The sequence below is a fragment of the Leclercia sp. 119287 genome (genome assembly GCF_009734485.1).
GTDB lineage: Bacteria > Pseudomonadota > Gammaproteobacteria > Enterobacterales > Enterobacteriaceae > Enterobacter > Enterobacter adecarboxylatus_C.
Map to the genome: position 1 here is coordinate 4,103,458 of NZ_CP046445.1, position 24,751 is coordinate 4,128,208.

General features: G+C 58.4%; 21 protein-coding genes. 11 read left to right on the plus strand and 10 right to left on the minus strand.

Features of this window, described 5'->3' with window-relative positions; genetic code table 11:
- The first annotated feature begins 225 nt into the window (after positions 1 to 225).
- Positions 226 to 1,413, plus strand: a complete 1,188-nt coding sequence (gene metC / locus GNG27_RS19680; RefSeq protein WP_156264635.1) for a cystathionine beta-lyase — start codon at positions 226 to 228, stop codon at positions 1,411 to 1,413.
- Between the two features lie 141 nt (positions 1,414 to 1,554).
- Entirely contained in the window at positions 1,555 to 2,214 is a 660-nt protein-coding gene (gene yghB, locus GNG27_RS19685) for a DedA family general envelope maintenance protein YghB (RefSeq protein ID WP_142487097.1), read from the plus strand.
- 49 nt (positions 2,215 to 2,263) lie between these two features.
- Here the strand turns inward: yghB and GNG27_RS19690 are convergent, their stop codons facing one another.
- Positions 2,264 to 3,160, minus strand: coding sequence for an AraC family transcriptional regulator (locus GNG27_RS19690; RefSeq protein WP_156264636.1), 897 nt, complete (start codon positions 3,158 to 3,160; stop codon positions 2,264 to 2,266).
- Between the two features lie 183 nt (positions 3,161 to 3,343).
- On the opposite strand from GNG27_RS19690, the gene yqhD reads away from it, so the two are divergent.
- Together yqhD and dkgA are read left to right on the plus strand one after the other, a co-directional pair.
- Positions 3,344 to 4,507 carry an alcohol dehydrogenase gene (gene yqhD, locus GNG27_RS19695; RefSeq protein ID WP_142487099.1) on the plus strand — a complete coding sequence of 388 codons (1,164 nt, stop codon included), beginning with the start codon at positions 3,344 to 3,346 and terminating at the stop codon, positions 4,505 to 4,507.
- A 105-nt stretch (positions 4,508 to 4,612) separates the two neighbouring features.
- Positions 4,613 to 5,440 (plus strand): 2,5-didehydrogluconate reductase DkgA, encoded by an 828-nt coding sequence (gene dkgA, locus GNG27_RS19700; protein WP_156264637.1) that lies wholly within the window; start codon positions 4,613 to 4,615, stop codon positions 5,438 to 5,440.
- Between the two features lie 31 nt (positions 5,441 to 5,471).
- Here dkgA and GNG27_RS19705 read toward each other — a convergent pair whose 3' ends face one another.
- The 5 genes from GNG27_RS19705 to GNG27_RS19725 all read right to left on the minus strand — a co-directional run bounded on the left by GNG27_RS19705 (position 5,472) and on the right by GNG27_RS19725 (position 12,918).
- Complete coding sequence (locus GNG27_RS19705; RefSeq protein ID WP_156264638.1) at positions 5,472 to 7,643, minus strand: YgiQ family radical SAM protein; 2,172 nt, start codon at positions 7,641 to 7,643, stop codon at positions 5,472 to 5,474.
- Between the two features lie 163 nt (positions 7,644 to 7,806).
- Positions 7,807 to 9,219, minus strand: coding sequence for a cell division protein FtsP (gene ftsP / locus GNG27_RS19710; protein ID WP_156264639.1), 1,413 nt, complete (start codon positions 9,217 to 9,219; stop codon positions 7,807 to 7,809).
- Between the two features lie 59 nt (positions 9,220 to 9,278).
- A complete protein-coding gene (gene plsC, locus GNG27_RS19715) occupies positions 9,279 to 10,016 on the minus strand; it encodes a 1-acylglycerol-3-phosphate O-acyltransferase (protein WP_142487103.1) in 738 nt (245 codons plus the stop codon).
- Positions 10,017 to 10,138: 122 nt separating this feature from the next.
- Positions 10,139 to 12,397, minus strand: a complete 2,259-nt coding sequence (gene parC / locus GNG27_RS19720; protein WP_156264640.1) for a DNA topoisomerase IV subunit A — start codon at positions 12,395 to 12,397, stop codon at positions 10,139 to 10,141.
- Positions 12,398 to 12,516: 119 nt separating this feature from the next.
- Positions 12,517 to 12,918 (minus strand): YgiW/YdeI family stress tolerance OB fold protein, encoded by a 402-nt coding sequence (locus GNG27_RS19725; RefSeq protein WP_142487105.1) that lies wholly within the window; start codon positions 12,916 to 12,918, stop codon positions 12,517 to 12,519.
- A gap of 285 nt (positions 12,919 to 13,203) precedes the next feature.
- On the opposite strand from GNG27_RS19725, the gene qseB reads away from it, so the two are divergent.
- The 6 genes from qseB (at position 13,204) to GNG27_RS19755 (ending at position 17,413) form a co-directional block, all read left to right on the plus strand.
- Positions 13,204 to 13,863, plus strand: a complete 660-nt coding sequence (gene qseB, locus GNG27_RS19730) for a quorum sensing response regulator transcription factor QseB (protein ID WP_156264641.1) — start codon at positions 13,204 to 13,206, stop codon at positions 13,861 to 13,863.
- Complete coding sequence (qseC, locus tag GNG27_RS19735) at positions 13,860 to 15,209, plus strand: quorum sensing histidine kinase QseC (protein WP_156264642.1); 1,350 nt, start codon at positions 13,860 to 13,862, stop codon at positions 15,207 to 15,209. The genes qseB and qseC overlap by 4 nt, the downstream gene beginning before the upstream one ends.
- A gap of 106 nt (positions 15,210 to 15,315) precedes the next feature.
- A complete protein-coding gene (locus GNG27_RS19740; protein ID WP_032614156.1) occupies positions 15,316 to 15,897 on the plus strand; it encodes an NAD(P)H-dependent oxidoreductase in 582 nt (193 codons plus the stop codon).
- A 29-nt stretch (positions 15,898 to 15,926) separates the two neighbouring features.
- Positions 15,927 to 16,241 carry a putative quinol monooxygenase gene (locus GNG27_RS19745; RefSeq protein ID WP_142487108.1) on the plus strand — a complete coding sequence of 105 codons (315 nt, stop codon included), beginning with the start codon at positions 15,927 to 15,929 and terminating at the stop codon, positions 16,239 to 16,241.
- A gap of 180 nt (positions 16,242 to 16,421) precedes the next feature.
- Positions 16,422 to 16,862 carry a peptidoglycan-binding protein LysM gene (gene lysM, locus GNG27_RS19750; RefSeq protein WP_142487109.1) on the plus strand — a complete coding sequence of 147 codons (441 nt, stop codon included), beginning with the start codon at positions 16,422 to 16,424 and terminating at the stop codon, positions 16,860 to 16,862.
- A 23-nt stretch (positions 16,863 to 16,885) separates the two neighbouring features.
- Positions 16,886 to 17,413, plus strand: a complete 528-nt coding sequence (locus GNG27_RS19755; RefSeq protein WP_156264643.1) for a hypothetical protein — start codon at positions 16,886 to 16,888, stop codon at positions 17,411 to 17,413.
- Positions 17,414 to 17,431: 18 nt separating this feature from the next.
- On the opposite strand, the gene GNG27_RS19760 is transcribed toward GNG27_RS19755, so the two are convergent.
- The 3 genes from GNG27_RS19760 to GNG27_RS19770 are packed head-to-tail and all read right to left on the minus strand — an operon-like array spanning position 17,432 to position 21,732.
- A complete protein-coding gene (locus GNG27_RS19760) occupies positions 17,432 to 18,619 on the minus strand; it encodes a glycoside hydrolase family 88 protein (RefSeq protein WP_156264644.1) in 1,188 nt (395 codons plus the stop codon).
- A gap of 28 nt (positions 18,620 to 18,647) precedes the next feature.
- Complete coding sequence (locus GNG27_RS19765; RefSeq protein ID WP_185902391.1) at positions 18,648 to 19,892, minus strand: oligosaccharide MFS transporter; 1,245 nt, start codon at positions 19,890 to 19,892, stop codon at positions 18,648 to 18,650.
- Between the two features lie 31 nt (positions 19,893 to 19,923).
- Positions 19,924 to 21,732: a DUF2264 domain-containing protein gene (locus GNG27_RS19770; RefSeq protein ID WP_156264645.1), complete on the minus strand. Its 1,809-nt coding sequence runs from the start codon at positions 21,730 to 21,732 to the stop codon at positions 19,924 to 19,926.
- A 166-nt stretch (positions 21,733 to 21,898) separates the two neighbouring features.
- Here GNG27_RS19770 and GNG27_RS19775 point away from each other — a divergent pair, with 166 nt between their 5' ends.
- Positions 21,899 to 22,735: an AraC family transcriptional regulator gene (locus GNG27_RS19775; RefSeq protein WP_142487114.1), complete on the plus strand. Its 837-nt coding sequence runs from the start codon at positions 21,899 to 21,901 to the stop codon at positions 22,733 to 22,735.
- A 119-nt stretch (positions 22,736 to 22,854) separates the two neighbouring features.
- Here the strand turns inward: GNG27_RS19775 and parE are convergent, their stop codons facing one another.
- Positions 22,855 to 24,747, minus strand: coding sequence for a DNA topoisomerase IV subunit B (gene parE, locus GNG27_RS19780; protein ID WP_156264646.1), 1,893 nt, complete (start codon positions 24,745 to 24,747; stop codon positions 22,855 to 22,857).
- Positions 24,748 to 24,751: the final 4 nt, after the last annotated feature.

Below are 24,751 nucleotides of genomic sequence, written 5' to 3' on the forward strand. Positions count from 1 at the left end.
AAATCTGAGCATAATAATATCAAAACAGCGTCGAATTGATAGTAGTTCTCATTAGTATTTACATACTGCCGTAAATTCGTTTCATTTTCCTTGCGCTTACGCAGGAAAAATTTCCCGGAAACAAATTTTAAAAAATTTTCCGCTGATCCCCTCCCCCTCCTCGCGACCTTTTTTACTTTCGTGATAGTGTGGACGTCCAGACGTATAAAAACAGGTTGCGCAGACATGAAAGAGAAGCATCTTGATACCACCCTTGTCCAGGCGGGACGCAGCAAGAAATACACCCTCGGTTCGGTAAACAGCGTTATTCAGCGCGCCTCCTCGCTGGTGTTTGATACCGTCGAGGCCAAAAAGCACGCCACCCGTAACCGGGCGAAGGGCGAGCTGTTTTACGGGCGTCGCGGGACGCTGACCCACTTCTCTTTGCAGGAAGCGATGTGCGAGTTGGAAGGCGGTGCAGGCTGTGCGCTGTTCCCCTGTGGCGCGGCGGCGGTGGCAAATACCATTCTGGCGTTTGTCGAGCAGGGCGATCACATTCTTATGACCAACACCGCCTACGAGCCCAGCCAGGACTTCTGCAACAAAATCCTCAGCAAGTTGGGCGTGACCACCGGCTGGTTCGATCCGCAGATCGGCGCCAATATCGCCGATCTGATCCAGCCCAACACCCGGATCGTGTTCCTTGAATCGCCGGGCTCCATCACCATGGAAGTGCATGATGTGCCGGCCATTGTGCAGGCGGTACGCAGCAAAGCGCCGGACGCCATCATTATGATCGATAACACCTGGGCGGCAGGCGTGCTGTTTAAGGCGCTCGATTTTGGTATCGACATCTCTATCCAGGCGGCGACCAAATACCTGATTGGCCACTCGGACGGCATGATCGGTACGGCGGTCTCCAACGCCCGCTGCTGGGAGCAACTGTGTGAAAATGCCTATCTGATGGGACAAATGGTGGATGCCGATACCGCCTACATGACCAGCCGCGGCCTGCGCACCCTTAGCGTTCGCCTGCGTCAGCATCATGAAAGCAGCCTGAAAGTCGCCCGGTGGCTGGCGCAGCATCCGCAGGTGGCGCGCGTTAACCATCCAGCCCTGCCGGGCAGCGTGGGCCATGAGTTCTGGCAACGTGACTTTACGGGCAGTAGCGGATTGTTCTCCTTTGTACTCAACAAGCGTCTGAGCAATGACGAGCTGGCCAACTACCTCGATAACTTCTCGCTGTTCAGCATGGCCTACTCATGGGGCGGCTTTGAGTCGCTGATCCTGCCGAACCAGCCAGAGCAGATTGCCGAGCTGCGTCCGGGCGGAAAAGTGGACTTTACAGGCACCCTGATCCGTCTGCATATCGGGCTGGAAAACGTCGACGATTTGATTGCGGATTTAGAGGCCGGGTTTGCTCGTATCGAATAGCCCGTGGACAAAAGAGGCCGCAAAGTAGGCATTTCTGGACACCACCTCCAGAAAAGTCTGATTTGTTGGGTCCTCGATCAAACCCATCGGGCTAAATAGGGAGTACAATAACTTCATATACGCTGTTCCACAGGAAAGCCCATGGCTGTTATTCAAGATATTATCGCTGCACTCTGGCAACACGATTTTGCAGCACTGGCGGACCCTCACGTGGTTGGGATTGTTTATCTGGTGATGTTCGCCACGCTGTTTCTGGAAAATGGGTTACTGCCTGCCTCATTTTTACCGGGCGACAGCCTGCTGCTGCTGGCGGGAGCGTTAATCGGTAAAGGGGTAATGGACTTTGCGCCGACGATGGTGATCCTCACCTCCGCCGCCAGCCTGGGCTGCTGGCTCAGCTATCTGCAGGGCCGCTGGCTGGGCAATACGCGGGTGGTCAAAAGCTGGCTGGCGCAGTTGCCGCATAAATACCATCAGCGGGCGACCTGCATGTTCGATCGCCACGGCCTGCTGGCGCTGCTCGCCGGGCGTTTTCTGGCCTTTGTGCGCACCCTGCTGCCCACCATGGCGGGCATTTCCGGCCTCTCTAACCGCCGCTTCCAGTTCTTTAACTGGCTGAGCGCGCTGCTGTGGGTCGGCGTAGTGACCACCTTCGGCTATGCGCTGAGCATGATCCCATTCGTGAAACGCCACGAAGATCAGGTCATGACCTTCCTGATGATCCTGCCGCTGTTCCTGCTTGTAGCAGGGCTGGTGGGAACCATCGTGGTGGTGATCCGTAAGAAGTACTGCAACGCCTGACAGCTATACTCTTCACCCTCTCCCCATAGGGGAGAGGGACTTGAACACCCTACCCCTGCATCATCCGGATCCGCGCCGCATCTTCCCCTGGCGTCACCCCGAAGTAACGTTTGAACTCCCGACTGAACTGCGACGCGCTTTCATACCCCACCCGCAGCGCGGCCGCGCTGGCCTTCATCCCGTCGTGAATCATCATCATCCGCGCCTTGTGCAGGCGGTAGCTCTTGAGATATTGCAGCGGCGAGGTGCTGGTCACCGATTTGAAGTTATGGTGAAACGCCGAGACGCTCATGTTGGCCTCTGCCGCCAGCTGATCGACGCTCAGGTTCTCGGTGTACTGGCTCTCGATGCGCTTCAGCACCCGGCTGATCAGGCTGAAGTGGGTCTGACGGCTGACCAGTGCCAGCAGTGCCCCACCGCCAGGCCCCAGCAGCACGTGATAGAGAATTTCACGCACGATCTGTTTACCCAGAATGCGGGCATCCAGCGGCCGCTCCATCACATCCAGCAGACGCTCAATGGCGCAGAGGATCTCATCCGTCAGCGTGGCGGAGTTGATCCCGCTTGCCGCCATCGACGGACAAAACAGCTCGTCTTCGCCAATGTCCATCAGCAGCTCCTGCAGTTGCAGGATATCCACATTTAAACGAATCCCCGCCAGCGGCACGGCTTCTGTCGCGAAGGTTTCACATTCAAAGGGTAAAGGTACTGTCAGGAGCAGATATTCGCGCGGGTCATAGCGGAATACCCGTTCGTTGATATAGCCAATTTTATGCCCGGAAAAGAGAAAAATGATACCCGGCTGGTACATCACCGGCGTGCGGGTGCCGGGCTGAGTGCCGTACAGCAGGCGCACGTCCGGCAGCAGTTCGCCGAGATTATTTGCATTATCTTTCAGTCTGTTAATTTGCGCCGTTAGCTGCAGGCAGGTTTCATCGCGGTTCATCTTTGCTCGATCCGTCCAGGGTTTCCGACGTTTGCAGTGTGCGCGGTTTTTCGCAGTTTCTCCAGCTCCGTGTAGAAATGGGCAAGACAACGGCAGGAATGTGCATTGAGAGGAGAGCCTGCGCTCGCCACAATGGGCACCATCAGTTAGCCCGGTATTTTCACCCACCTAAGAGAACGAACAATGAACAATTTTAATCTGCATACCCCGACCCGTATTCTGTTTGGTAAAGACGCTATCGCCGATCTGCGCGGGCAGATCCCGGCAGACGCCCGCGTGCTGGTCACCTATGGCGGCGGCAGCGTGAAGAAAAACGGCGTGCTGGATCAGGTCTATAGCGCCCTGCAAGGTCTGGACGTGCGTGAGTTTGGCGGCATCGAGCCGAACCCCTCTTACGAAACCCTGATGAACGCCGTGAAAATCGCCCGCGACGAGAAGATCACCTTCCTGCTGGCGGTGGGCGGTGGCTCGGTGCTGGACGGCACCAAGTTTATCGCTGCGGCGGCCCACTATCCTGACGGCATCGACCCGTGGCACATCCTGCAGACCGGCGGCAGCGACATCAAAAGCGCCATTCCGATGGGCTCCGTGCTGACCCTGCCAGCAACCGGCTCTGAGTCCAACAAAGGTGCGGTGATCTCCCGTAAAACCACCGGCGACAAGCAGGCCTTTATGAACGAGCACGTGCAGCCGGTGTTTGCGGTACTGGATCCGGTTTACACCTACACCCTGCCGCCGCGTCAGGTGGCGAACGGCGTAGTGGACGCCTTTGTTCATACCGTTGAGCAGTACGTCACTTACCCGGTGAATGCCAAAATTCAGGATCGTTTCGCCGAGGGTATTCTGCTGACTCTGATTGAAGACGGCCCGGTGGCGCTGAAAGAGCCAGAAAACTACGAAGTGCGTGCCAACGTGATGTGGGCCGCGACTCAGGCGCTGAACGGCCTGATTGGTGCCGGCGTGCCGCAGGACTGGGCCACCCACATGCTGGGCCACGAGCTGACGGCGATGCACGGCCTCGATCACGCCCAGACCCTGGCGGTCGTTCTGCCTGCGCTGTGGAATGAGAAACGCGACACCAAACGCGGCAAACTGCTGCAGTACGCTGAGCGCGTATGGGGTATCACCGCCGGTTCGGAAGAGGAGCGCATCGATGCCGCTATCGCCGCCACCCGCAACTTCTTCGAGCAGATGGGCGTGCCAACTCGCCTCTCCGGCTACGGCCTGGACGGCAGCTCCATCCCTGCCCTGCTGGCGAAACTGGAAGAACACGGCATGACCCAGATCGGTGAGCATCACGACATTACCCTCGACGTGAGCCGCCGTATTTACGAGGCCGCTCGCTAAGCGATTTTGCACGCTTACCTTTCGTTTTTCGGCATTTAGGCCAGGCTTAATGCACATACGCCACCAGAGGAGTACCTCTGGTGGATGTCCAATGAAGGAGGAAAAATGGCAAACCAAACCGTAATCAAGCTTCAGGACGGCAACGTAATGCCCCAGTTGGGGCTCGGCGTATGGAAAGCCGGTAACGACGAGGTCGTGTCCGCCATTCATAAAGCACTGGAAGTCGGCTATCGCTCCATTGATACCGCGGCCGCCTACAAAAATGAGGACGGCGTGGGCAAAGCGCTGGCCAGCGCCGGTGTGTCACGCGATGAGTTATTCATCACCACCAAGCTGTGGAACGACGACCAGAAGCGCCCTGCAGAAGCGCTCCAGGAGAGCCTGGACAAGCTGCAACTCGATTTCGTCGATCTCTACTTGATGCACTGGCCGGTACCGGCGATCGATCACTATGTCGACGCCTGGAAAGGGATGATTGAGCTGCAGAAAGAAGGGCTGGTGAAGAGCATCGGAGTCTGTAATTTCCAGGTTCACCATCTGCAGCGCCTGATTGATGAGACGGGCGTGGCCCCGGTCATCAACCAGATTGAACTGCACCCGCTGATGCAGCAGCGTCAACTCCACTCCTGGAATGCGACCCACAAGATCCAGACTGAATCCTGGAGCCCACTGGCACAAGGCGGCGAAGGGGTGTTCGATCAGAAAATCATCCGCGATCTCGCCGATAAGTACGGCAAAACCCCGGCACAGATTGTCATTCGCTGGCATCTGGACTGCGGCCTGGTGGTGATCCCGAAATCCGTCACCCCGTCGCGCATCGCGGAAAACTTCAAGGTGTGGGATTTCCGTCTGGATAAAGATGAGCTGGGTGAAATTGCGAAGCTGGATAAAGGCAAGCGTTTAGGGCCGGATCCGGACCAGTTTGGCGGATAAATAAAAAACCCCGGCGAGCCGGGGTTTTATTTTACGCTTTGCGTTTTACGGGTTTCTTCGCGGTTGCCCCCGCGTTCGAACGCTGATGCACAATCGGCGTGTGCTTGGTCAACGCCGGGCGGGTATGACGATTCTGGCGACGCGCTTCGCGCATCTCATCCAGCGTTGGCGCAGGCACCAGGCAGTCGCGACGTGAGCCGATCAGGTGCTTTTTACCCATCTCTTCCAGCGCCTGGCGGATCAGCGGCCAGTTAGCCGGATCGTGATAGCGCAGCAGGGCTTTATGCAGGCGACGCTGTTTGTCCCCCTTCGGCACCACCACATCCTCACTCTTATAACCAATCTTACTCAGCGGGTTCTTGCCGGTGTAATACATGGTGGTGGAGTTCGCCAGCGGTGACGGATAGAAGTTCTGCACCTGATCCAGACGGAAGCGGCGCTGCTTCAGCCACAGGGCCAGATTCACCATGTCCTCATCACGCGTACCCGGGTGGGCGGAGATGAAGTACGGGATCAGGTACTGCTCTTTCCCGGCCTGTTTGGAGTAAGTGTCGAACAGCTCTTTGAAGCGGTCATAGCTGCCCATCCCCGGCTTCATCATCTTCGACAGCGGGCCTTCTTCGGTATGCTCAGGAGCAATCTTCAGGTAGCCGCCCACGTGGTGGGTCGCCAGCTCTTTGATATAGCGTGGATCTTCCACGGCGATGTCGTAACGCACGCCGGAAGCGATGAGGATCTTCTTGATGCCTTTCAGGTCGCGGGCGCGACGATACAGGTTAATCGTCGGCTCATGGTTGGTGTCCATGTGCTCGCAAATGCTCGGATAGACGCAGGAGAGACGACGGCAGGTCTGTTCCGCACGCGGCGACTTACAGCGCAGCATATACATGTTGGCGGTCGGGCCACCCAGATCGGAGATCACGCCGGTAAAGCCCGGAACAGTGTCGCGAATGGCTTCGATCTCGTTGACAATCGACTCTTCGGAACGGCTCTGGATGATGCGCCCTTCGTGCTCGGTAATGGAGCAGAAGGAGCAGCCGCCGAAGCAGCCGCGCATGATATTGATCGAGAAGCGGATCATCTCATACGCCGGAATGCGGCTGTCGCCGTATGAAGGGTGCGGCACGCGCTTGTACGGCAGGGCAAAGACGCTGTCCATCTCTTCGGTGGAGAGCGGGATCGCCGGCGGGTTGACCCAGATATAACGCTCGCCGTGCTTTTGCATCAGCGCACGGGCACAGCCCGGGTTAGTTTCATGGTGCAGAATGCGCGACGCATGTGCGTAGAGCACTTTGTCAGCTTTGACTTTCTCAAAGGATGGCAGCAGCACGTAGGTCTTTTCCCACGGCTTTGGACGCGGCGGCTGAACGGTGATCGCTTTGGCTTCGGCTTTCTTCGGCTCAACAGGCTTGTTATCGGCACAGGGCAAATCTTCGCCGTACGGGTGCGGGATCGGGTCGATTTTGCCCGGCATATCGATGATGCGGGAATCCACCCCGCTCCAGCCCGGCAGCGCCTCTTTCACCATGATCGCGGTGTTGCGCACGTCGCGGATGTTGCCTACCGGCTCGCCCTGCGACAGACGGTGCGCCACCTCCACCAGCGGACGCTCGCCGTTGCCGAAGATCAGCATGTCGGCTTTGGAGTCCACCAGCACCGAACGGCGTACGGTATCAGACCAGTAGTCGTAATGGGCGGTACGGCGCAGGCTCGCCTCGATGCCACCCAGGATGACCGGCACGTCTTTCCATGCTTCTTTGCAGCGTTGGGTGTACACGAGAGTGGCGCGGTCCGGACGCTTGCCCGCCACGTTATCCGCGGTGTAGGCATCGTCGTGACGCAGTTTTCGATCGGCGGTGTAGCGGTTGATCATCGAGTCCATGTTGCCCGCGGTGACGCCGAAGAACAGGTTCGGTTTACCGAGGCGCATAAAGTCCTCTTTGCTGTTCCAGTCCGGCTGGGCAATGATCCCGACGCGGAAGCCCTGGGCTTCAAGCATACGACCGCAGATCGCCATGCCAAAGCTCGGGTGATCGACGTAGGCATCGCCGGTCACCAGAATAATGTCGCAGCTGTCCCAGCCAAGTTGGTCCATCTCTTCACGAGACATCGGCAGGAACGGTGCCGGTCCAAAGCAGGCCGCCCAGTACTGGGGCCAGGAGAAGAGGTCACGATCCGGCTGGATCAGGGAAATTGCGCTCATAATGCTTCCGAAGAAAAAATAGACAAAAGGAGCGGGATTATACGCTGGATCAATGTGGGAAATGAAGGAGTATTGTGCGGGGATGTTAATGCCCGGTGGCGCTGCGCTTACCGGGCCTACGGGCCTGTAGGCCCGGTCAGGCGAAGCCGCCACCCGGCAAGATTTACGGTGCCGGATTGATCAACATTTGCCCCACCGAGCCCCTGTCCATCATCTCCAGCGTCTGGCTGTGGAACAGGAACGGGAAGTGCGGCCAGGAGGGCTGACCGTAATAGACCAGCAGTTCGACCTGCCCGTCGACCCAGACGGTATCTTTCCAGCCCCTGTCTTCCGGGAACGGCATGGCGCCGTTGACGTTGCGCACCAGGAACTTCACCCCTTCGATATGGAATGACTGCGGCATATCGGCGCGCACCGTCCAGCGCTCCCAGGTGCCCTGCTGGGCGGTGATATCAATGCGGTTCACATCCCACAGCTGGCCGTTGATGCCCGGATCGTCACCGAGGCTGATATCCCGGGTGCGCACCGGCGTCCCGCTCAGGACCTCGTCCGGCAGCAGGCGCATCGGCAGGGTATCGGTCACCAGCGGTAACAGGCCGGTTGGACGCAGGGTCAACACCAGGGTCGAGACCAGAATGCTCGACGGTTCAAAGAAGCCGCGCAGGCGGTCAACGATGCTCGCCGCCTCGCCGCAGGTGATCGACACTTCATCGCCGTTGGTCATATCCACCAGAATTTCGCGCCGCTCGCCCGGGGCCAGCGCCAGCTGCTTCACCGGCACCGGGGCCGGTAAAAAGCCCTGATCCCCGGCAATCACGTGCAGCGCCCGGCCATCGCTCATCTGCAACTGATAGCGGCGTGAGTTGGACGCATTCAGCAGGCGCAGGCGCACCCAGCCGCGTGACACCTCTACATACGGACTCTGTGCGCCGTTCACCAGCAGCGTGTCACCAACAAAACCGCCGCTGCCCGGCTCGCTGTACTCCGGCGAACCGAAGTTATCCAGTCGCTTGTCCTGAATGATGATCGGGAAGTCATCGACCCCGTAGTGATTCGGGATCGGCAGGGATTTGCTGATCTCATCTTCCACCAGCCACATTCCCGCCAGCCCGGTGTAGACCTGCTGCGCGGTGCGGTTTGGGGTGTTGGCGTGATACCAGAGGGTGGCGGCGTTCTGGCGAACCGGCAGAACCGGCGCCCAGTCGGCGCTCGGGGACATCATGCGCGGCGCACCGCCCAGCAGCGGGCCCGGCACCTGCAGGCCGCTGATGGTCATGGCGACGTTCTCCGCCAGGCGGTTGCTGTAGATCAGTTTGACGTCATCGCCGCTCCAGACGCGCACGGTCGGGCCAAGGTAGCGTCCGTTAACGCCCCAGACGTTCGCCCGAGTCCCCTGGGTGAACGACCAGTGGGTGCGCTGCAATGTCAGGAACAGCGGCTGACCGCGGCGGGATTCAAGTAACGGCGGGATGGGCAGCGGCTGCTGCTGCCCGGCGGCGTTTGCCCTCAGCGGAACCGCACCTGCACAAAGGGCGATACCCGATGCCTGAATAAACTGACGGCGACTGAGTGACATATTAGCTCCATGTATAAACGTACTAACAACGCGGGAACTCGTTTTCCCTTTAAGCCGGCTTAAACCCTGCCAGCGGCTTCGCGCTCTGCGACTTCTTTATCGAGTTCAGCGATTTTATTCAGCATTAATTCGCGGCAGTGGGCCGCCAGCTCGCGCACCTGATCTTTGCCATATTTACTGACATCGACCGGCGGCAGCATCTCGACGATAACCAGACCGTTACGCAGGCGGTTGAGGTTAATCTTATTCGATGTGTTGGAAACACACACCGGAATAATAGGTACACCTGCCGCAATTGCGGCGTGAAACGCGCCAGTTTTGAACGGCAGCAGGCCGCGACCGCGGCTGCGGGTCCCTTCCGGGAACATCCAGATGGAGATTCTGCGCTTTTTGAAGTGGTTTACCACCTCGGCGATGGTGCCGTGCGCTTTGGCGCGGTTGTTACGGTCGATCAGCAGGTTGCCGGTCAGCCAGTAGAGCAGACCGAAGAACGGCACCCACAGCAGACTTTTTTTGCCCACGGTGACGGTTGGCGGCTGGACGATTTTTGCCGCAGTGACCATATCGTAGTTGTTCTGATGGTTACCGATATAGATAGCGTTGCCATGTTTCTCTGCCCCTTCCGGCAGACGCGTTTCTACTTTCAGTCCAAACAGTGGCCCCAGACGGGCAAACATGTGGCCAAAAGTGGCAACGTGCTTTGGATTACGCGGGCTGAACAGGCAGTAAATACAGCCGAAAATACAGACCAGAATGCAGTAAATAACGGCAAGAATGGAACGAACAATTAATAGCATAGCGACCTCAAAAACCCCTGACAGCTGACGATTATACTGCAACTGTTCACTGGTAACTCTTTTGTTTTTATAACGGATGTTTAACGCGAGACCCCCTCCTGAACGGAGGGGGAGGTGCTCTGTTACGCTTCGTTGTTGCTCGCATTACCGCGGTTCGGAGAGTCGATCTCCACGCGGTCGATGCGTTGCAGGCCGCGCATCAACGACCCTCTGCGTCCACGTTCGCCCACCACTTTCTGCAGCTCTTCCGGGCGCAGTTTGATTTTGCGTTTACCCACGTGGATGGTCAGAGTGCTCTGCGGCGGCAGAATAAAGAGGTGCGCCAGGCTGTCTTCACCTGCGGCCGCTTCCGCCGTTGCGATGTTGATGATCTTGTTACCTTTACCTTTCGACAGCTGCGGCAGATCGCTGAGCGGGAACATCAGCATCCGGCCTGCGGCGGAGATCGCCAGCAGCATGTCGCTCTCGTCCTCAATCACCAGCGGCGTCAGGACGCGGGCGTTATCCGGCAGGCTAATCAACGCTTTGCCCGCGCGGTTACGCGACACCAGATCGTTAAAGGTACAGATAAAGCCGTAGCCCGCATCGGAGGCCAGCAGCAGCTTCTGCTCGTCGCCTTCCATCAGCATATGCTCAACCGTCGCACCCGGCGGCAGCGTCAGCTTGCCGGTCAGCGGCTCGCCCTGCCCGCGCGCCGACGGCAGCGTAATCGGATCGATGGCGTAGCTGCGCCCGGTAGTGTCGATAAAGGCCACCGGCTGGTTGCTCTTGCCCTTCACCGCAGCTTTGAAGCTGTCGCCCGCTTTGTAACTCAGACCCGGGGCGTCGATGTCGTGCCCCTTGGCGCTGCGTACCCAGCCGCTTTGCGACAGCACGATGGTCACCGGCTCGGACGGCTGCATGTCATGCTCGCTCATCGCTTTCGCTTCTTCGCGCTCGTGCAGCGGAGAGCGACGGTCGTCGCCAAAGGCGTCGGCATCCGCCTGCAGCTCTTTCTTCAGCAGGTTGTTCATCTTGCGATCGGAGGCGAGGATCGCCTGCAGCCGATCGCGCTCTTTTTCCAGCTCGTTCTGCTCGCCGCGGATCTTCATCTCTTCCAGTTTGGCGAGATGGCGCAGTTTCAGCTCAAGGATCGCTTCGGCCTGAGTTTCGCTGATGCCAAAGCGCGACATCAGGGCCGGCTTCGGCTCATCCTCGGTACGAATGATCTCAATCACTTCGTCGATGTTGAGGAACGCCACCAGCAAACCTTCGAGGATATGCAGGCGCTTGAGTACTTTTTCCAGGCGATGGTTCAGACGACGGCGCACCGTATCGCGGCGGAACGTCAGCCACTCGGTGAGGATCTCAAGCAGGTTTTTTACCGCCGGACGTCCGTCGAGCCCAATCATGTTCAGGTTGATGCGGTAGCTTTTTTCCAGATCGGTGGTGGCGAACAGGTGATTCATCACCGGCTCCATGTCCACGCGGTTGGAGCGCGGCACAATCACCAGACGGGTCGGGTTTTCATGGTCGGATTCATCGCGCAGGTCATCCACCATCGGCAGCTTTTTATTGCGCATCTGGGAGGCGATCTGCTCCAGCACTTTCGCGCCGGAAACCTGATGCGGCAGCGCAGTGATCACCACCGCGCCGTCCTCTTTGGTCCACACCGCGCGCATGCGCACGGAGCCGCGACCGTTCTGGTAGATTTTGCGGATTTCCGCACGGGAGGTGATGATCTCCGCTTCGGTTGGGTAGTCCGGCCCCTGGACGATATCCAGCAGCTCATCCAGCGAGGTTTTTGGCTGTTCAATCAGGGTGATGGCCGCTTTCGCCACTTCACGCAGGTTATGCGGCGGAATATCCGTCGCCATCCCCACGGCAATACCGGTAGTGCCGTTCAGCAGAATATTCGGCAGACGCGCAGGCAGCATTTTCGGCTCCTGCATCGTACCGTCGAAGTTCGGCACCCACTCCACGGTGCCCTGGCCCAGCTCGCTGAGCAGCAGTTCGGCATATTTAGAGAGGCGGGATTCGGTGTAACGCATCGCCGCGAAGGATTTCGGATCGTCCGGTGCACCCCAGTTCCCCTGGCCGTCGACCAGCGGATAGCGGTAAGAGAACGGCTGGGCCATCAGCACCATGGCTTTATAACAGGCGCTGTCGCCGTGCGGATGGTATTTACCCAGCACGTCGCCCACGGTACGGGCGGATTTTTTAAACTTGGCGCTGGCGTTCAGACCCAGCTCAGACATCGCATAAACGATGCGGCGCTGAACGGGTTTCAGCCCATCACCGATAAACGGCAACGCCCTGTCCATGATGACGTACATGGAGTAGTTCAGGTAGGCGTTTTCCGTGAATTCATGTAGCGCGAGGCGCTCTGCCATATCGCTCATTAAATGGGATTCCTCAACTCAGAAACCGGTTGGTTTCAGGCAATATTGCCGCAGATACTACCTTATCTGGCGAGTCGAGTCACAGAGAAAAAGGGCCGCAATGGCGGCCCTTTTTCGGGTTATTTGCTGAGCTTGATAACCTGTTTCACGTCGATTTCGAAATCGTTCCACTCTTTATCGACTTTACCCTGCAGCTCAACCTTATCCTGCGGGGTAACGGTCACGCCGTTCCAGCGCTTGTGGTCAATTTCGACCACCACCGTACCGCTCTCGTCGCGGAAGGTGTAGCGGTCATCGGACAAGCGCTCGGTGATGTTCCCGCGCAGTTTCACCCAGCTGTCGTCCTTCTGATCCTTGACCTTCTGCGCCGTGGTGAGGTTGGCGTCGTTATCGACAAAACCGCCCTGCTGGGTTTGCGTCTGGGTTGCCGTGGCCGACGGGCCGTTAAACCCGCCCTGAGCCGCAAAAACCGGCGCGGTGGTAATCATCATGATGGCAGCAATCGCAGCGTATTTTTTCATCTTAACTCTCCCTTTAGAGCCTGTCCCGGTAGGCGTATTTGTTGCAGACAGTTTGAACACGGACAGCGCGGAACAACCGGAGCGTACTTGAAGTACGTGAGGATTGTGAGCACTGCCCAGGTTCAAAATGGCAAATAAAATAGCCTAACGGGATAGGCTGTTGATGTTGTTTCGCAGTCCATTTAACAGGGTAAACCTTAACAACTTCTTAAGCGGAAAATTTAAATTTTTTTACTGTACAGCCGGGCGTGACAGAGGGTTTACTGGCCGCAACAGGGAGGGCACATGCGCATTTTACTGGTAGAAGACGACAAGCTGATTGGCGACGGCATTAAGGCCGGGCTGACAAAACTGGGCTTCAGCCTGGACTGGTTCACCGAGGGTGAAACCGGCAGAGCGGCGCTCTACAGCGCCCCCTATGATGCCGTGGTGCTGGATCTGACCCTACCCGGCATCGACGGGCTACAGATCCTGCGCGACTGGCGGGAACGGGGCCGCAGCGAGCCGGTGCTGATCCTGACCGCGCGGGACGCGCTCAACCAGCGCGTCGAAGGGTTGCGCCTCGGGGCCGACGATTATCTCTGCAAACCCTTTGCCCTGATCGAAGTGGCCGCCCGTCTTGAAGCGCTGGTGCGCCGCAGCCACGGCCAGGCGCGCAGCGAACTGCGCCACGGCGGCGTAACGCTCGATCCCAGCCGGCTGGTGGCCAGCCTAAATGGCGAAACCCTGGTGCTCAAGCCCAAAGAGTTCGCCCTGCTGGAGCTGTTGATGCGCAACGCGGGCCGCGTGCTGCCGCGCAAGCTGATTGAAGAGAAGCTCTATACCTGGGACGACGATGTCTCCAGCAACGCCATAGAAGTCCACGTTCACCATCTGCGCCGCAAGCTCGGCAGCGATTTTATCCGCACCGTGCACGGCATCGGTTACACCCTGGGTGACGCATGAAACTGACCCAACGCCTGAGCCTCAAGCTGCGCCTCACGCTGCTGTTCCTCGCCCTGTCGCTGACGGCGTGGTTTGCCGCCAGCCTGGTCGCCTGGCACCAGACCAGCGATAAGCTCGATAAGCTGTTCGACACCCAGCAGATGCTGTTTGCCAAACGGCTGCTGACCATGGATCTGGATGAGATCCGCGCCCCACAACGGATGCGCGAGGTGCCGAAAAAAGCGAAACACGGGCATCTGGACGACGATGCGCTGGCCTTCGCCATCTACACCCCCGACGGCAAAATGGTGCTCAACGACGGTGAAAACGGGCGCGATATTCCCTATCACTATCGCCGGGAAGGTTTTGATAACGGCCAGCTCAACGACGATAACGACGAATGGCGCTTCTTATGGCTCACCGCGCCGGACGGTAAGTACCGGGTCGTGGTCGGCCAGGAGCGGGAGTACCGCCAGGAGATGGCGCTGGACGTGGTGAGATCGCAGCTCACCCCGTGGCTGGTAGCCCTGCCGGTGATGCTGCTGTTGCTCATTGTGTTGTTGAGCCGTGAACTCTGGCCGCTGAAAAAGCTGACCCAAACCCTGCGCGCCCGCTCCCCCGATGCTACTGACCGGCTGGCGACGCATGGCGTGCCCGTTGAGGTTCGCCCCCTGGTGGACGCGCTGAATCAGCTTTTCGCCCGCACTGGGGAGATGATGGCCCGCGAGCGCCGCTTTACCTCCGACGCCGCCCACGAGCTGCGCAGCCCGCTCACCGCCCTGAAGGTGCAGACCGAAGTGGCCCAGCTCTCACTGGACGACCCGCAGGCGCAGGCGAAAGCCCTGGACCAGCTCCACGCCGGGATCGACCGGGCCTCGCGGCTGGTTGAGCAGCTCCTGACGCTGTCGCGGCTGGATTCGCTGGAAAATTTGGACGATATCGAACCCCTTAAGATGGCGGATTTACTCCAGTCGGCGGTGATGGATATCTATCACCCGGCGCAGCAGGCCGGGATCGAGATCCGCCTCAACATCCACGCCCCGCAGGTCACCCGTCCCGGGCAGCAATTACTTCTGAGCCTGCTGGTGCGCAACCTGCTGGACAACGCCGTGCGTTACAGCCCGCGCGGTAGCCAGGTGGAGGTGACGCTCGACGCCCACAGCGTGACCGTACGCGACACCGGACCGGGTATTTCCCCCGACGCCCTGGCGCGGATCGGGGAGCGTTTTTATCGCCCACCCGGTCAGGATCAGACCGGCAGCGGCCTGGGTCTGTCGATTGTGAAGCGCATCGCCGCCCTGCACCGAATGACGGTTTCGCTACGCAACGGGCAGAATGGCGGATTTGAGGTCAGGATCGGCTGGTAAGGCATTATTGCTTTTTCAGCAAAAGACTTTGCACATTTTGCTAATTTCACCGCACCGCTGTCGCGCGTAGAATGGCCCTCAGACTCGCTACTCTGAGGACAACTTAATGAGCAATATCCTGATTATCAACGGCGCGAAAAAATTCGCCCACTCCAATGGCCAACTGAATGACACCCTGACCGAGGTCGCGGACGGCTTCCTGCGCGACGCCGGGCATGATGTTAAGGTCGTGCGCACCGACGGTGAGTACGATATCCAGGCCGAAGTGCAGAACTTCCTCTGGGCCGACGTCGTAATCTGGCAAATGCCTGGCTGGTGGATGGGCGCGCCATGGACCGTGAAAAAGTACATGGACGACGTCTTTACCGAAGGTCACGGCGCGCTGTATGCCAGCGACGGCCGCACCCGCTCTGATGCATCGAAGAAATACGGCTCCGGCGGCCTGATCCAGGGGAAAAAATACATGCTCTCCCTGACCTGGAACGCACCGATGGAAGCCTTCACCGAAGAAGATCAGTTCTTCCACGGCGTGGGCGTTGACGGTGTTTATCTGCCGTTCCATAAGGCTAACCAGTTCCTCGGAATGGAAGCCCTGCCGACCTTTATCACCAATGACGTGATCAAAATGCCGGATGTGCCACGCTATATCGCAGAATATCGCAAGCATCTCGCGGAAATTTTTGCTTAACTGATGGCATGTTATCAGGAGAAATGACCATGCTTACCGTTATTGCTGAAATTCGCACCCGTCCTGGGCAACATCACCGTCAGGCGGTGCTGGATCAGTTCGCAAAAATTATCCCAACCGTTTTAGAAGAGGCTGGCTGCCACGGCTACGCGCCGATGGTGGACACCGCCGCAGGCGTCAGCTTCCAGACCACCGCCCCGGACTCCATTGTGATGGTTGAGCTGTGGGAGACCGTGGCCCACCTCGAAGCCCACCTGCAAACCCCGCACATGAAAGCATGGAGCGAGGCGGTGAAAGGTGACGTTCTGGAAACCCATATCCGTATTCTGGAGCAGGGGGTTTAACCTCCACGGTATCGCCGGGCTGCACTGCGTTTGCCCGGCCTACGTTTTTGTAAGCCCGGTAAGCGTAGCGCCACCGGGCAAAACAGAAGCCCGGTAACCTTAGGTTACTGGGCTTTTTTTATCACCTTAAAGCGCAGCTGCTATGCTTATTCCTGATTTCATTGTTATCTGGAGGAAGGAATGGGAATTTTTAACTTCGTTAAAGAAGCAGGTGAAAAGCTGTGGGATAACCTGACCGATCACAAAGGTCAAAGTGATAAAGTCTCGGAGCACCTTAAAAAGCTCAACATACCGGGTGCTGAAAAGGTGCAGGTCAACGTCAACGACGGTAAGGCCGTGGTGACGGGCGACGGGCTGACCCAGGAGCAGAAGGAGAAAATCCAGGTCGCGGTGGGGAACATCGCAGGGGTCAGCGAGGTGGAGAACACCATCACCGCCACCGACACCCAGCATGAAGCCACCTACTACACGGTAAAATCGGGCGACACCCTGAGCGCCATCTCCAAAACCGTGTATGGCGATGCGTCGAAATACAACAAAATCTTTGAAGCCAACCGCCCTATGCTCTCCAGCCCCGATAAAATTTATCCGGGGCAGACGCTGCGTATTCCTGAAGCCTGATAGCGTCGCACAGAGGGACGATAATGAAGATAGCCTGTCTGGGCTGGGGCTCGTTGATATGGAAAAGCGGCTCACTCCCCATCGCCGGGGAGTGGAAAACCGACGGGCCGTCGCTGCCCGTCGAGTTTTGCCGGGTCAGCGACGGCGGTGAACTGGCTACCGCCATCTGTATGAATGCGCCTGCCGTACCGGTGCTCTGGGCATGGCTCAACGCGGAAACGCTGAGCGTGGCCTGCCAGGCGTTGCGCGAGCGCGAGGGGATCCCGGAGGAACGTTGTGACGGCATCGGCTCGCTGCCGATCGCCGGTCGCCACACCGGTCTGCTTTCAGAATGGGCAGTGGAGAGAGGTATCGAGGCGGTGATCTGGACCGGACTGCCGCCGAGAAGCGCCTCGCTGGAGGGCCGGGTGCCCACCGTGGACGAAGCCATTGTCTATCTGGACAACCTGAGCGGCGAGGCCCGCCAGCACGCGCGGAACTACATCGACCAGGTGCCGGAGCAGATCGACACTCCTTACCGACGAGTCATAAAAGAGGTGCTGGGGTGGTGACCTCACCCCAGCTTTTATTTACCAGTACAATTTCCAGCTCTGGGTAAAACGCACCAGAGCTTCTACATAGAAGTAGTCCCCCCAACTGGCGCACTCATCCACGCCCTTATTGCTGGCGAGGTGATAAACCGAGTGCTTCAGCAGACCGTTGCCCTTCTCCTCTTTGCCCATCAGATAGTGCTTCGTCAGCGAGGACATGATCCCTTTCGCCCACGCCAGATAGCGCTCGCGGTCCGGGTCGGTCGCCGGCAGATGCTTCACCAGCTCCAGCAGGCCGCACACCGCAATCGCCGCCGATGACGAATCGCGCAGGGCGTCGGTGCCCACCAGAGCCAGATCCCAGTGGCAGACATGATCCTCCGGCAGGCGATTGAGGAAGTAGTTCGCCAGCCGTTTTGACAGGGCGATCATGGTCGCGTCGCCGGTATAGATGTAGCTCAGCAGGAAACCGTAAATCCCCCACGCCTGGCCGCGCGACCAGCAGGAGTCATCCGCATAGCCCTGCTGGGTGTTGCCGTAGCGCGGTGCGCCGGTAACCACGTCCATATAGTAGGTGTGGAAGGTCGAAGCATCTTCGCGGATGAGATACGTCGCGGCCTGCATCACGTGGGCTTTAGCGGCCTCGGCAAAGCGCGGATCCCCGGTCTGCTCGGTCGCCCAGTAGAGCAGCGGCAGGTTCATGTTGCAGTCGATAATCATCCGCCCGGCCTGTTCCGGATCCGCCAGATCCCCCCACGCCTGGATGATCTTCGCTTTCTCGTGGAAGCGCTCCAGCAGCGCTTCGGCGGCCAGCAGCGAGAAACCGCGCGCCTCACGGCTGCCGGTCAGCCGCCAGTCCGCCACGCAGGAGAGCGTGTAGAGGAAACCGAGATCGTGGGTGTTGGTGTCGCTGCGCCCGGCGATGCGCAGACCAAACGAGCGGGTGTGTTTCTCGGCCATGGCACGGAATTTTTCATCACCGCTCATCTCCCACGCCAGCCACAGCTGCCCGGTCCAGAAGCTGGTGGTCCACTCGACGTTGTCAGTCAGCGGGTAATACCCCTCCTTGCAGGTTTCTGCCGGAAATTTGTCGCCGAACTCCGTTAAATGACGGCTAATCAGGTCGAGGACGTGGCTGCGCGCCGTGCTTAACTCATCGCTAAAGGCGCGTTCATCCACGGGGGCGGGAATATCGGCCAGACGTTCCTCGGTGATATGACTTAACATAATTCGATTCCTTCTTTGACGGCGTAAATTAGTGGTGTTCTGCAACGTTCAGCGTTTTAGCGCCGCGCCATTTGCTCTGGCAGGCGGATAAGGTAAACGCAGAAATCAGGGTAAAGGTCAGCGCCGTAGCGCCCATGATGATATAGGTCTGCTCAAAGCCGATGCGGTCATACATATAACCGGCCGGTGAGGACACCACGACGTTGCCGACGTAGAGCATCGCCTGATAGCCCAGCAGATACATGGTGGCGTTGACGCGTTTATCGAAATGCTCGGCGATATATTTAAATACCGACACCAGCAGGAGACAGATTTCCAGACCGTACAGCGGCTTGAGAACCGAAATTAACAGGTGCGAATCGCACATCCCGGAAATAATCAGTCGCGCTCCGACAATCAGGCCGACAATCAAAAGTCCGCGTTTGGCCCCGATAAAGTTAACGAACAGCGGGATCACCATATACATGACGAATTCCATCCCCGACTGCACGGTACCCAGATAGCCAAACACCGCGTTACCCTGGTGAATATCATCGAAGAAGGTGACGAAATAGCGGGAGAACTGCTGCTCGGCGATAAACATCATCCACGCCACCCCCGCCACGTACAGGCAGAAGGCCCAGAACTTGCGGCTGCGCAACAGGGCATAGACGTCCGCCGGAGCGATTTTCTCTTTGGTCAGCACCTCACCGGCATGGGCCGAGTTGGTGTTCACTTTCAGGTTCAGCAGGACGATCAGCATAATCACCGACGCCACGCTGCCCATAATAAAGTTGTACGCCGGGGAGAGGTTAAACAGCAGGCCGGAGAACGAGGAAGCCACCGCCCAACCCAATGAACCCCACATGCGGATCTGACCAAACTCCATGCCATTAAGGCGGCTGAAACGGTCAGAATAGGATTCGCACGCCGCCACGCCCGCATACCAGGCGAAGCTTAAATAGAGCGCGCCGATAATAATCCCCAGCATGGTGTTGGACATTAACAGCGGCTGATAAACGTAAATAAAGAACGGCGCCATCAGGGCGGACATCGCCACCACAAAATAGAGCAGGTATTTGCTCATGCCGATCTTATCCAGAATATAGCCGTAGATCGGTTTCAGAATAACGGAGAAGATCCCGTTAACCGCAAATACGGTACCGATCACCGACCCGCTGAGATTGGCTTTTTGTCCGAGCCAGATCGCCAGCAGGCCAATACTCGCCGACCAGGTAAAGAAATAGAGAAAGATAAAACTGCTGATTTTGTAATATTCAGTTTTGTTATTCATACCATCCTCGCCGATATCCAGGGTAAGGGCTTTATAAAATGAACGACAGCTGACGTTCGCTTCCAGGTGCGCGAATCACCACCTGGTTATTGTTGATGTGCAGTTGGGGGCTTTCCGCCCGGTTTTTATTCTGTGCAGAGGCCGTCACCGCGCAGCAGAGCCAGCTCTCCCCTTTCGGGATGGTGGTGCTGAGCACCGGAATAGCGGCGCATTCGGCAAACATGATGCTGCTGTTTGGCGGCGTCACCACGCTGTCGGGCTGGCGGGTGATGTTTGGTGAGAGATCGACGATGGCGCTGCTGCCGTTGTCTGCGCTCAGATAACTGCCCCGACCGCGCAGCTGCGGCTCAGCTTTGATCACTGCAAACCCGCCCTCGACCGTTTGCAGCGTGCGTGCGCTGTTGATGCGGTGCAGACGCAGATGCCACTCGCCGAAGGGCACCTGCCAGCTCTCGATATGGACGTCATGCCACGGCGACCAGCGCGAAAAAATACAATTTTCGTCAACACGGACTTCCTCGCACTCGCGGCGTCCACGGAAGTAGTTATCGCCATCGGCCAGCAGCAGCATGGAATCGCAGGCGGCGTGCTTGAGGCCGAAACGCCCACGCTCAATGGTGAAACCAAAGCGGCTGGAGTAGGCAAATTTGGTGTACTTCGCCTCGGTATTAACGTAGTTGTTCAGCTCCAGCTGTCCGGCGGTGAGCAGGGTCACATGATCGGAGTGGATCAGGATCTGCTGGGCATGGGGGATAACGCGCTTTTCGGCCAGCGCTGGCAGCGGCTGCTCATCGGCCTGCCAGAACGGATGGCTCTCCGGCAGGGCCAGGATCAGGTACGTTTTCAGCGCCCAGTACGGCGAGCCGGGGGAGTTATAGTCCTCGCACATCGCCAGATTCGGGTAGGCAAACCCGAGGGTCAGGATCCCATCGCGATCGGTTATCGGCTGCTGCTGCCACCAGCGCAGATGGCGGAGGATAATCCCCTTCACGATGCCCGGCGTGAACACCTCCAGCCCGGAGAAGGCCACCGCGCTCCAGAAGGCGACCATCGCGAAGCGGTAGGTCAGGCTGCGGCCAAAGGGCACTGAGGCACCGTCAGCGGCGGACATGTAGATGAAGTCTTCAGCAAACAGACGCGAACGCTGGCGCAGCACCTCTGCCCGCGCCTCATCGCCGCTCAGGGTGGCGTAGATCAGACCGTAGAAGTGAAACGCCATTGAGATGTAGTAATCCTTTGGCCGCCCCGGACCGTCGGAGTACCAGCCCTCCCCCAGATAGTAGGCGTCCATCATCGCGAAGCGGCGATCGATGGCCTGCTGGTCATAAGGCAGCCCGGCACGCTTAAAGCCGAGCTGCACCATGATGGCGAAGTAGTTCCAGTTGCTGTCCGGCATCGTCGCATCGGTGATTTGGTTCAGCCAGGCGTGAAGGTTCATCACCTCGCGCTCGCTGAACAGATCGGTAAGTTTGTCCTGCAGCAGCGCCAGCCCGAGGCCGTAGGCCGCCATCTCCACCAGACGCTGATCGTAAGGCCCGGCTTCGCCCCAGTAACCTGCGCTTTGCGGGTCGGTGCCCTGCTTAATGGCGGCGATGTACTTGTCGCTGAACGGCGTGCTGTCGCCTGCGGCCATCAGCGGAAACAGCCCCCACAGCACCCGGGACAGCCCCTCCATCTGCGCCACATCCGTGGCGTAATGCGCACTGGTATCGCCCAGCGAAAAGCGGGAGCTACCCGCCGGGAACTGCGTGTCCACTGCTTCCAGCAGAGTGTTCAGCGCCGCCACCAGATCCTGACGGGATGACAACGGATTTGATTTTTCTTTGTTTGCCGCGCACATAGGGTCGTCCTCGTAATCAACTGCGGCAAAGAATAGTTAATCAGCGAGGGGCAGAAATGTTAGCCGGGTCACAGGTGTGAGAGATGAATAAACCCGCAGTTGAGGAAATTTAAAAAGGTGGTTTATAAAGAGGCAGGAAAAGGGAAAAATTGAGTTTTATTGCACTATGCGCAAAACACCCACGGCGGAACATCTTGAGCTGATCGCCCTGAACGATACCATCGTGTCGTTCAGTCGCCTGTTCGCCAACACCGTGCGCTACCATCACTGGCACCAGTGTCTGGAAATTCTCTATGTCGAAGAAGGATTTGGCATAGCGATTGTCGATAATCGCCACTACACCATGCGCCCGGGACGGCTGTTTTTCTTTCCGCCTTTTACCCTGCACAAAGTAATGGTCGATCCTCAGGCCGAAGCGAACTATCGCCGCACCATTATTCATCTCGATCAGCATGCGGTCCTGAAGGCGCTGCGTGATTTTCCGCAAACCCAGCAGCGGCTACAGAAGCTGTCGCAGCGCGGAGGGGAGGCCTGGGTGGCGGATATGGCGCACTGCCACAGCCATCTCGATCATCTGTTCAGCTGTTATCCGCCGCCGATGAACAGCGAGCGCGTCGCCAGCCTGCTGATCGGCCTGTTTGCCATGCTGCCGCACGATGACGAAGGCCAGCCCGGTAACAGTCAGGGGATCGCCAGCCAGGTGATGTTCTGGCTGGATGAGCATTACCAGCAAAAATTCAGCCTCGATGCGCTGGCAGGCGAGCTGGGGAAATCCCGCAGCTACGTGTCACGGAAATTCCATGCCGAAACGGGGGAAAAAATTCACGATTATTTGAATACGTTACGCCTGCGCAAGGCCTGCGAAAGTTTGCTGCACTCGGAGGCGAGCGTGCGGGATATTGCCGCGCGGGTGGGGTTTTCGGATGTGACCTATTTTATCAGCGCATTTAAAAAGGGCATCGGAGAGACGCCCTTACAGTATAGAAAGAATCATGCAGCCTGAGGAGATGCCGGGTGGCGGCGATGCCTTACCCGGCCTACAAAATCCGTAGGCCCACGCAAGTCCCGTAGGCCCGTGCAAGCGAAGCGCCGCCGGGCAAATAGCCCCCGCCCGGCAATGCATCAACCTTCAATATCCGCCAGGTCGCCCTTCTCCTGCAGCCAGTTGCGGCGGTCTTCCGAGCGCTTCTTGGCCAGCAGCATATCCATCACCGCGTTGGTCTGCTGCTCGTCTTCATCGCTGATGGTCAACTGCACCAGACGGCGGGTATTAGGATCGAGCGTGGTTTCACGCAGCTGCAGCGGGTTCATCTCGCCCAGCCCTTTAAAGCGCTGCACGTTCGGTTTGCCCTTCTTGCGCTTGAGCTGCTCCAGCACGCCCGCCTTCTCTTCTTCCGTCAGGGCGTAATAGACCTCTTTGCCGAGATCGATACGGTACAGCGGCGGCAGCGCCACGTGGACATGACCGTTTTTCACCAGCGTACGGAAGTGCTTCACGAACAGCGCACACAGCAGGGTGGCGATGTGCAGGCCATCGGAGTCCGCATCCGCAAGGATACAGATCTTGCCGTAACGCAGCTGGCTCAGATCCTCGCTGTCCGGATCGATACCGATCGCCACGGAGATGTCGTGCACCTCCTGCGACGCCAGCACTTCATCGGAAGAGACTTCCCAGGTGTTGAGGATCTTACCCTTCAGCGGCATGATCGCCTGATATTCACGATCGCGCGCCTGCTTGGCCGATCCGCCCGCCGAGTCCCCTTCTACCAGGAACAGCTCGGTGCGGTTCAGATCCTGCGCGGTACAGTCCGCCAGCTTGCCCGGCAGCGCAGGACCGCTGGTGAGCTTTTTACGCACCACTTTCTTCGCCGCACGCAGACGACGCTGGGCGCTGGAAATCGCCATCTCGGCCAGCATTTCCGCAGCCTGTACGTTCTGGTTCAGCCACAGGCTGAAAGCATCTTTCACCACGCCGGAGACGAATGCCGCGCACTGGCGCGAAGAGAGACGCTCTTTGGTTTGCCCGGCAAACTGCGGATCCTGCATTTTGACCGACAGCACATAGGCGCAGCGATCCCAGATATCCTCCGCCGACAGCTTCACGCCGCGCGGCAGGATATTGCGGTATTCGCAGAACTCACGCATCGCGTCCAGCAGCCCCTGTCGCAGGCCGTTAACGTGCGTCCCGCCCTGCATGGTTGGGATCAGGTTGACGTAGCTTTCGGTCAGCAGCTCGCCGCCTTCCGGCAGCCACAGCAGCGCCCAGTCCACCGCTTCCGTATCACCAGAAAAATTACCAATGAACGGTTTTTCCGGCAGGGTTGGCAGGCCGTTGACCGCTTCGCCCAGGTAATCGTTCAGACCGTCCTGATAGCACCAGCGCTGTTCACTGTTGTTGACCTCATCCTTAAAGGTAATTTCCACCCCAGGGCAGAGGACCGCTTTCGCTTTCAGAATGTGCGTTAAGCGTGAGACCGAGAAACGCGGGCTGTCGAAGAAGCTATCGTCCGGCCAGAAGTGGACGCTGGTGCCGGTATTGCGTTTGCCGCAGGTGCCGATCACCTTCAAATCCTGGACTTTATCGCCGTTCTCAAAGGCGATGTTGTACACCTGGCCGTCGCGGCGCACGGTGACTTCAACCCGTTTTGACAGGGCGTTGACCACGGAGATACCTACCCCGTGCAGGCCGCCCGAGAACTGGTAGTTTTTGTTGGAGAATTTGCCGCCCGCGTGCAGACGGCAGAGGATCAGCTCAACCGCCGGAACACCCTCTTCCGGGTGAATATCCACCGGCATGCCGCGACCGTCGTCGATCACTTCCAGCGACTGGTCGGCGTGCAGAATAACGTCGACGCGTTTGGCATGACCCGCCAGCGCTTCGTCGACGCTGTTATCAATTACTTCCTGGCCCAGATGGTTTGGGCGCGTGGTATCGGTGTACATCCCCGGACGGCGGCGAACCGGCTCAAGCCCGGTGAGTACCTCAATGGCATCAGCGTTATAGGTTTGCGTCATGATT